The organism is Streptomyces sp. H39-C1 (assembly GCF_027158125.1).
Lineage (GTDB): Bacteria > Actinomycetota > Actinomycetes > Streptomycetales > Streptomycetaceae > Actinacidiphila > Actinacidiphila fildesensis.
Window position 1 is genome coordinate 1 of sequence record NZ_JAPVLS010000167.1, and the last position, 8726, is coordinate 8726.

Annotated in this window: 6 protein-coding genes and 1 pseudogene; all 7 read left to right on the forward strand. The window is 67.3% G+C overall.

Annotated features, from left to right (window positions below; genetic code table 11):
- The first annotated feature begins 182 nt into the window (after nucleotides 1–182).
- On the forward strand, nucleotides 183–407 hold the full coding sequence (locus O3W51_RS46140) for an HNH endonuclease (RefSeq protein WP_269289966.1): 225 nt from the start codon (nucleotides 183–185) through the stop codon (nucleotides 405–407).
- 355 nt (nucleotides 408–762) lie between these two features.
- Nucleotides 763–2139, forward strand: coding sequence for an IS1380 family transposase (locus O3W51_RS46150; RefSeq protein ID WP_138359177.1), 1377 nt, complete (start codon nucleotides 763–765; stop codon nucleotides 2137–2139).
- A 1035-nt stretch (nucleotides 2140–3174) separates the two neighbouring features.
- Nucleotides 3175–4620, forward strand: coding sequence for a DUF4331 domain-containing protein (locus tag O3W51_RS46155; protein ID WP_138359179.1), 1446 nt, complete (start codon nucleotides 3175–3177; stop codon nucleotides 4618–4620).
- Between the two features lie 115 nt (nucleotides 4621–4735).
- Nucleotides 4736–6049: a tetratricopeptide repeat protein gene (locus tag O3W51_RS46160; protein ID WP_269289963.1), complete on the forward strand. Its 1314-nt coding sequence runs from the start codon at nucleotides 4736–4738 to the stop codon at nucleotides 6047–6049.
- The gene (locus tag O3W51_RS46165; RefSeq protein WP_244808919.1) at nucleotides 6046–7803 is read left to right on the forward strand and encodes a HoxN/HupN/NixA family nickel/cobalt transporter; all 1758 of its coding nucleotides are present in this window, start codon (nucleotides 6046–6048) and stop codon (nucleotides 7801–7803) included. Before O3W51_RS46160 ends, O3W51_RS46165 begins: the two co-directional genes overlap by 4 nt.
- A 54-nt stretch (nucleotides 7804–7857) precedes the next feature.
- Nucleotides 7858–8175, forward strand: a complete 318-nt coding sequence (locus tag O3W51_RS46170; RefSeq protein WP_138358330.1) for a hypothetical protein — start codon at nucleotides 7858–7860, stop codon at nucleotides 8173–8175.
- Nucleotides 8176–8377: 202 nt separating this feature from the next.
- Nucleotides 8378–8726, forward strand: a pseudogene (locus O3W51_RS46175) (ferritin-like domain-containing protein); the annotation flags it as partial.

Sequence of the window (8726 nt, forward strand, 5' to 3'; positions counted from 1 at the left end):
AGACAACTGAACCGCTGGGCCACCAGCGGCCTCATCCACAAGCTCGGCCCCGGCCTCTACGCCGCCACGACATGGTCACCAACTTCCCTTGCGTGACCTGCGAAAACGCTAACTACCCGGCCTTGGGTTAAGGCCCCGCAGCCAGGCAGAAGGGGCTCTGTCCGCTGTGCGGACTTGACCTGATCGACGGAGCGACGTACGAACCGGACTCAGTCCGCGACTGGGCCAACTGGTTCCACGCCAGCTACCGGACGGTTCACAAGCATCATCTGATCTACCGCTCACGCGGCGGGTCAGATCAAGCGTCCAACCAAGCCTTGGTCCACTCCGACTGTCACCGGAGGCATCACGCCTCCCATGACTACGGTCAAACGCAGAATCATGTGCTGCCCGAGGGGTCTGCTTGAGCCGTGTGCCGCGACGAGTGGCACGCACGGTTCTGAGGGGGGCCTCGTCCCGAGAGGGACGGGGCCTACCCGACAGATGCGCCGCCACGACCCCCAGACCCCGCGAGCCGAACGCCGTCTCCTTCTGACCTACTGGGCAGTGTCCGGCTATGGGCTGCGCGCCGCCCGGGCCATGGCGTGGCTGCTCGTGGCGATGACGCTCACGATCCTGGCCATGATGCTGTGGGGACTAGCCTCGGGCTTTCATGTGGGTGGGTGTCCGAGGTGTGATCGGAAACGCGAAGAGTGCTCCTGACCAGGAACGATGGGACTTGTCTAGGGTCCAGGTCGTCGCGTGGAAAGAAGCACTCCTCAGGTGAAGAAGCGTATCGGGTCCTACCCGCGTGTCCGCGTCGAGGGCGGTGGCCGGGCAGTGGTCTCCCAGGCCGGTGGCGTTCTGCTGGTCGAGACCATCCGCAAGATCGGGCTGGACACGTCGATATCGACGGCGCTCGCACCATGGCGAAAGCTTCGGGCGGTGCACGATCCAGGCAAGATCCTGCTGGACGTGGCCCTCGCGGTCGCGCTTGGCGGGGACTGCCTGGCTGATGTCGGGATGCTGCGGGCCGAGCCGGCCGTGTTCGGCCCGGTGGCCTCCGACCCGACTGTCTCCCGCCTCATCGACAGCCTCGCCGCTGCCGGCCCGAAGGCTCTGACAGCGATCCGGTCAGCACGGGCCACGGTCCGCGAACACGTCTGGAAGCTGGCCGGGACCTCGTCGCCGGACACCACCGGACAGGTGATCGTGGACCTGGACGGAGTGCTGGTGCTGGCTCACTCAGACAAGCAAGACGCTGCCGCGACCTGGAAGAAGACCTACGGACACCACCCGCTGATGGGCTTCGTCGACCACGGACGCGATGGCACCGGGGAGCCGGTGGCTGCCATGCTGCGGCCCGGCAACGCGGGCAGCAACACCGCCGCCGACCACATCGAGGCCACCCAACTCGCTCTGGCCCAGCTGCCAAAGAAGTACCGGCGGGGACGTCAGACGCTGGTCCGAACCGACTCCGCCGGCGGCACCCACGAGTTCGTCGCCTGGCTCACAAAACAGGGCCGGTGGCTGTCCTACTCGGTCGGGATGACCATCACCGGCGCCATCCACCAGGCCGTGCTGAAGGTCCCCGCCTCGGCCTGGACACCCGCCGTCGAACCGGACGGCGAGATCCGCGACGGTGCCTGGGTGGCTGAACTCGCCGGCGACGTACTGGCGGGCTGGCCCCAGGGGATGCGGCTGATCGTCCGCAAGGAACGGCCCCACCCTGGCGCCCAGTTGCGCATCACCGACGCCGACGGACTACGGCTCACCGCGTTCGCCGCCAACACCACCGGCGTCCCGATCGCCACACTCGAACTGCGACACCGCCAGCGAGCACGTGCCGAGGACCGCATCCGGGCCGCCCGCGCCACCGGCCTGCGCAACCTTCCCCTGCATGACACCGCGCAGAACCAGATCTGGCTGGAGATCGTCCAGCTCGCGCTCGACCTGCTGGCCTGGCTGCCGATGCTCGCCCTGACCGGCAAACCCCGGCTCTGGGAACCCCGCCGGCTCCGGCTCCGGCTGTTCTCCGCTGCCGCCCAGATCGTCACCACTGCCCGCCGCCGACACCTCCGGTTCGGCGGTCACTGGCCCTGGAGCGACGTGATCACAGGCGCGGTCCAGCGGCTCGACGCTCTCCCAAACCCCGGCTGACCAGCAGAGTTATCCGTCCCAACAGCCTCACTACCCCACCGGAGCCGTGGAACCCGGCGCCCACCCGACGCGACAGCCGGGCCACCGGCCTACCCACGACCAGCCCACAACACCGAAACGGCCCGCCGAGAAACCGACGGACCGTCACGAAAGATCGAGGCTAGCGCTGGGCCTGTGCCGTCAGGGCTTGGGGAAGAACAGATCAACGATGTTGTCAGGGTCCCGGAACGCAGAAGCCCCTGACTGGAATCGTCGATCCCCACTTATGCGCTTGCGTGTCCTCCAGTAGATGGCTGCAACGTGTTCGACGGCGAAACTACGCCTCACACCCGAGGCGTACGCGGTCACACCCATGGCGCTACCGAACACCTTCGCACTCACCACGCAGTACTAGCAATGGGCCTCCAGGGTGAACCGGCCGATCACTGGCAGCGCCCGGATGAACGTGGCGTGCTCCCGGGCGTATCCGCCCGTGTCGGGTCATCAACTTGCGTGGTTCTTACCGCGCGGCGGTTGCTGCCAGAGAATTGAAGAAGGTAGAGATTGGTGCCATCGGGGTGCTTCTCGTCGGTCCGATCAGACGTGGCCAGTTCACTGTTAAAGCACCTGCCTCGCTTCCTGCAAACCAAATACAGGCAGGAACGGACCATCTCCTGAAGCGAATAGTTCGAGACTCGTCGTCGCGCCCGCGTGTGCGAACGGACGACGTGCGCCCCGAATGGCCGCACTAATCTACCGGTTCACTTGTCTCACTCCGGCGGCCTCGAGCGGGGAAAGGTGGCACGCGACCCCGTGCGCAGTCCGGGATAGCGGCAGAATTCGGCCCCCAACCTCCGTGCCTGCCGGCGGGACCAGGCATCCCTCGGGCCCGGTAGAAAATAGTTCCATTGAAGTCACCGGCGAGGTGGCTGGAAAAGTCACCCCATGAAGTGGAGTTTCATACGGGACCAATCCGCACTGTCGCTTGGTTGCTAAGAGCGACCGGAGGCCCAGTCCTCCACGCCGGTCCCCCATCCTTGAGAGAAAAGGATCTTCATGATCGCAAACACTTCACCGGTTGGCATCAGCCGGTGGAAGTCGGCGGCAATGCTGCTGGCGCTCGGTTCGGCAGTCGCCGGTGCCGCGTTGGCAGGGCCCGGCAGCGGCGTCGGCCAGGCGTCGAGCCACCGGGAAGCCCCGCTGATCGCGGCTGATCCGCAGGTCGACAACACCGACCTGTACGCGTTCACCAGTCCGGACAAGTCCGACACGGTGACGCTGACGGCGAACTGGATTCCGTTCCAGGAGCCGAACGGCGGGCCGAACTTCTATCCGTTCGCCGCCGACGCGCACTACGACATCAACATCGACAGCCAGGGCACCGGCAAGCCGGACCTGACCTACCGATGGACGTTCCGCAACGAGGACCGTCGAGGCGAAAAGACGTTCCTGTACAACAACGGCGTCGTGAACAACCTCAACGACCAGACGCTGCTGTTCCGCCAGCACTACACCCTCCAGGAGATCCGGGCGGGCAGGAATCCGGTCACGCTCATCGCGGACGGCATCGCCACGCCCTCCAACGTCGGCAAGGCCTCCATGCCGAACTACGGCAGACTCCGCAACCAGGCCACGCGAAAGCTGCCCGGTGGCGGACAGACCGTCGCCACGCAGGCCGCGGACCCGTTCTTCCTGGACCTGCGGGTCTTCGACCTGCTCTACGGGGGGAATCTCTCCGAGACGGGCCACAACACCCTGAACGGGTACAACGTCAACACGTTGTCCATTCAGGTGCCCAAGTCCAAGCTCGCTTACAAGGGCAACGCCAAGCGCAACCCGGTCATCGGTGTGTGGAGTTCCACCGAGCGGCGCACCATGCAGCTCAGTCCCGGCAAGCAGACCCCGACCGGCAAGTACGTGCAGGTGTCGCGGCTGGGCAACCCGCTGGTGAACGAGGTCGTCGTGCCGGCCGGGCTCAAGGATGCGTTCAACGCGCTGCCGCCGTCGGAGGACCACAACCAGCCCAAGGTCGTCGCCAAGGTCCTTTACCCCGAGCTGCCCCGGCTCATCCAGTCCATCTACGGCATCGCGGCCCCGGCGACTCCGCGCAAGGACCTTCAGGAGATCTTCCTGACGGGCATCGCGAAGGCGGCGAACGGACCGCTGGCGGTGGACCTGAACTCGCAGCTGATGAATCTTGACGTCGACAAGAAGCGGTTCGTTCCCGCGGAGGAACTGCGGCTGAACATGTCGACCCCGGTGATGGCCAAACCGAACCGACTCGGCGTGCTGGGTGGTGACTTCCAGGGCTTCCCCAACGGCCGCCGCATGGGTGACGACGTCGTCGACATCGCCATCCAGGTCATGGAAGGTGCCACCCCCGGCCACCTGATCAAGGCGCTGGCCGCAGGTGACGGCGTCAACGGGCCCGGTTCCGCGTTCGGCAGGGCGTTCCCGTACGTCGCGCTGCCCTACACCGGTTCGGTGAACCAGGCGGGCTAGAGCAACGGCAGGCCGGTGCGGGCCGACGCCACCTGCCCGCACCGGCCCCTGTTCACCCGTCCCGCTGAGGACGCCACGCTCGTCGGTCCACCCACATCTTCCGAGGGATGACGTCATGCGCCGCCTCGCCCTGATCGCCACCGCCGCCGCACTGTGTGCTGGCCTGACTGGATTCGCGGCGTTGGAGCACACCTCCCCAGCCCCTCTGCCTTCATGGGCTTCCGCGCCGGCGGCCGATGCGGCGCACACACCGACGTCCATTGGCAACGTGATCGGCCGACTCCAGGTCAGGCTCCGCCGGCAGCCGGCCGATGCCGCGGCCTGGGCACAGTTGGGTTCGGCGTATGTCGAACAGGCGCGTCTCGCGGTGGATCCAACCCTGTATCCCAAGGCCGAGACCGCTCTGCGGCGCTCCCTGGAGCTGCGGCCGGATACCAACACCGTGGCGCAGACCGGCATGGCCGGCCTTGCCAACGCGCGCCACCAGTTCATTCAGGCCCGCACCTGGGCCGATCAGGCGGTGACAGGCAACCCTTATGCCTGGGCCGCCTATGGAGCTCTCGCCGACGCGCTGACGCAACTGGGAGACGACCAGGGTGCTGAGGCGGCCGTTCAACGGATGCTGGATCTGCACCCATCCACCGCGTCGTTCACCCGTGCCGCGTACATTTTGGAGTTGCAGGGCCGCACCGAGGAGGCGGCCCAGGCACTGAGACGGGGACTCGAGGACGCCTCGAATCCAGCGGACGAGGCGTTCTGTCAGCACTACCTGGGGGAGCTGGCCTTCAACACGGGGGCCACCACACCGGCCTTGCAGCGCTACCGGAAGGCCTTGGCCCTGGATCCGTCCTTCACCGCCGCGCTCGCCGGAGCCGCCCGTGCCGAGGCGGCTCTGGGGCAGAGCGATCGGGCGGTCACGGACTACCGCACCGCCATCTCCCGGGTGCCCCAGCCCCAGTACGTTCTGGAACTTGGCGAACTGCTCGAATCCCTCGGCCGTCCCACGGAAGCGCGCGCCCAGTACCTCGTCCTGGAGGCGGAGCAAAAGCTCTTCGCCATCAACGGCGTCGTCGACGACCTGAACCTCGGCCAGTACCAGGCCGACCACGGCAATCCGCGACTCGCCGTCACCTTGCTCACTGCCGAATGGGGCCGCCGCCGTAGTGTCTTGGTAGCTGACGCGCTGAGCTGGGCTCTGCACCGCGCCGGCCAGGACGCCCAGGCACTCCCCCTGGCACGTGAGGCCAACCGGCTCGGCTGGCGCGACGCCACCGTGCGATACCACCGCGGCGTCATCGAACAGAGCCTCGGCGATGATCAACCGGCGCGCACCGACCTTGCCGGTGCGCTAGCCGCCAACCCCGTCTTTTCTCCCCTGCACGCACCCGACGCACGAGCGCGCCTGGCCCGCCTCGAAGGACAGCAATGAGCTTCCCTGCCGAGTACGCACGACGAGCCGCACTTCTCCTCATCGGAGTCCCGGTACTGCTGGCCTTGGCCACTCCCAGCGTGTCCGCGCACCCGTTGGGAAACTTCACGGTCAACCGCTACGACGGCTTGAGCATCCACCCGGACCGGGTGGATGACTTGGCCGTGGTGGACACCGCCGAGATCCCCACCCTCCAGGGGATGCCCGCCCTGGACACCGACCACAACGGCCGGCTCAGCCCCGCAGAAGCCGCCACCCACGCCACCACCGCCTGTACCACGGTCGCCCAGGGCATCAGCGCGTCAGCGGCACCGCACAGCGCCGGTTCGGCGCCGCGGGCCGCGCTGCGTTTTCACGTTCTGTCGCACACCTACCGACTCGTTCGCGGGCAGGCGGGGCTGGACACCGGGCGTCTGGAATGCCACCTGACCGCCCCAGCGAAACTGGAAGCGTCGGGTGTCGTGGAGCTGGCCACCGGGGTGGACCCGGCCCGCATCGGCTGGCACGAGATCACCGTCAAAGGCGACGGGGTACGGATTGGCTCGTCCGACGTGCCGGCGCACTCCGCGTCCAACGAGCTACGGAAGTACCCTGCCGATCTGCTGTCCAATCCGCCCGATGTACGACACGCCCACGTCACCCTGGGCTCCGGCCCCGGTGCGGATCCAGCGAGACTGTCAGGCACCGGCATGCTGGGAAGTTGGTACGCAGCCCTCGACGCGCATCTGGGCTCCCTCACCGAGCAGGACCGACTCACCCTCCCCATCGGTCTGCTGGCTGTGCTCCTCGCACTCGTACTGGGAGCCGGACACGCCGCTCTGCCCGGCCACGGGAAGACCATCATGGCCGCCTACCTGGCGGGACGTCAGGGCCGCCCGCGCGACGCCGTCACCGTCGCCACAACCGTCACCTTCACCCACACCGGCTCCGTGCTGGCCTTGGGAACAGCCCTGAGCGTGTCCTCCGCGCTCGTCGGAGAACAAGCCCTGGCCTGGCTCGGCACCATCAGCGGCTTGTTGATCACCGCAGCGGGCATCTGGCTCCTTCCGGCAGCCCTGCGAAACCTGCGTGCTCACCGTCAACGAGACCACGCGCATCACGACCACACGCACGATCGCGGACATCACGCCCACACCCGAGCGCACAGCCAGGATGACCCGTCCGACCCGGGCGGCGAACACGTCGCAGCAGACCACCTGGTCGCCGTGCATGCTGGCCACCCCACAAACCTCGAGACAACCACCGCTGCGGATGCCACCAAACCCCACAGCCTGACCGCGCAGCACGAACACCCGGATTCCCAGCAACCTTCCGACGACGGGCACTCCCCTCATGTCCGGCATGATCATGCACACGTCGATCACCGTCATGGCGGACATGATCACAGCCACGGGTTGTTCGGGCATCACCATCACGGTGACGACGCGCGTCACAACAAGGGCGGCCTGATCGGCATCGGGATCGCCGGCGGCCTGGTTCCCAGCCCCTCCGCACTGGTGGTGCTCCTCGGGTCCATCGCCCTGGGTCGCACCGCCTTCGGCGTCGTCCTCGTCGTCTGCTACGGCATCGGCATGGCCGCCACCCTCGCCGCCGCCGGCCTGCTCCTCCTCAAACTGCGCGACCGTATCCCGGCCCTCAACGGCGAACGCGCCAGCCGGCTGGCCACGTGGGGAGCCCGGATCACGCCCCTGGGTACCGCCCTGCTCATCCTGGCCGTCGGAGTCGGCACCGCACTGCGCGCCATGCCGCTATGAGGCCATCGGCGCTTACGGCCCCACCCGCAAATCCCCCGAAGGCAGGAGATCCGCATGCCATTGCCCACCAGGACCCACTGGGCCGCCCTGCTCGTGCTGGGCGCTCTAGCACTCACCGGATGCGGTTCATCCGAGGAGCGCACCGGTGCGCTCGACACCGCCTCCGACGGCAAGAAGCCCGCCTGCCGGGCCCACCAAAGTCTCCTGCCCAGCCCGGACTACACCGCGGGAAGGAATGCCAAGCCCCTCGCCGTGCTGGGAATGATGAAGTACTACACAGCCATGGGAGCCGTTCGCTTCTGCGACGGCAAGCCCGCTACGACACAAGACACCGCTTGGACCCAGCTCTACATCAGCCTCACCAAGCCCTGACCACGACGCTCCTTCCCACCGGCGACAGATTCCCTTCCTCAGCACGGAGTGCTGTGGGCGACCCCACGAGGGACGTGGCATGTCACCCCTGCGGGTGAATGTGGCCTCCTGCCGGTGTGGAGAGCAATCCGTTCACGCTGTGGGGCCGAAGGTCACGTGGGAGCCCCCGCGATGGAGCGGGTGCGAGGAGAGATGGGGCGTGATGGGCGTAGAGCGCATCGACACCCGGCTGCTGGAAATACTCACCGAGCAGTCGCAGGACCTGAACAGCGACGCACTGCGGATCACCAGCAGCGCACTGGACGACTTCACCGAGGCCACCGCACCCCGGTCCCGGCGCTGGTGGCAACGCGGCGGAGCGGTCGCCGGCGCAGCCGGAGCGGCAGCACTGCTGAGCTCCGCACGCGCCGCGGCCACCACGGGCGACGACATCATGGCGCTGCAAACGGCGGCGTCACTGGAGAATCTGGCAATCAGCGTCTACCAGACCGCTGCGGGGCTGCCGTTCATCAAGGACGGCAACAAGACGGTCGCGGCGTTCATCGCCAAGA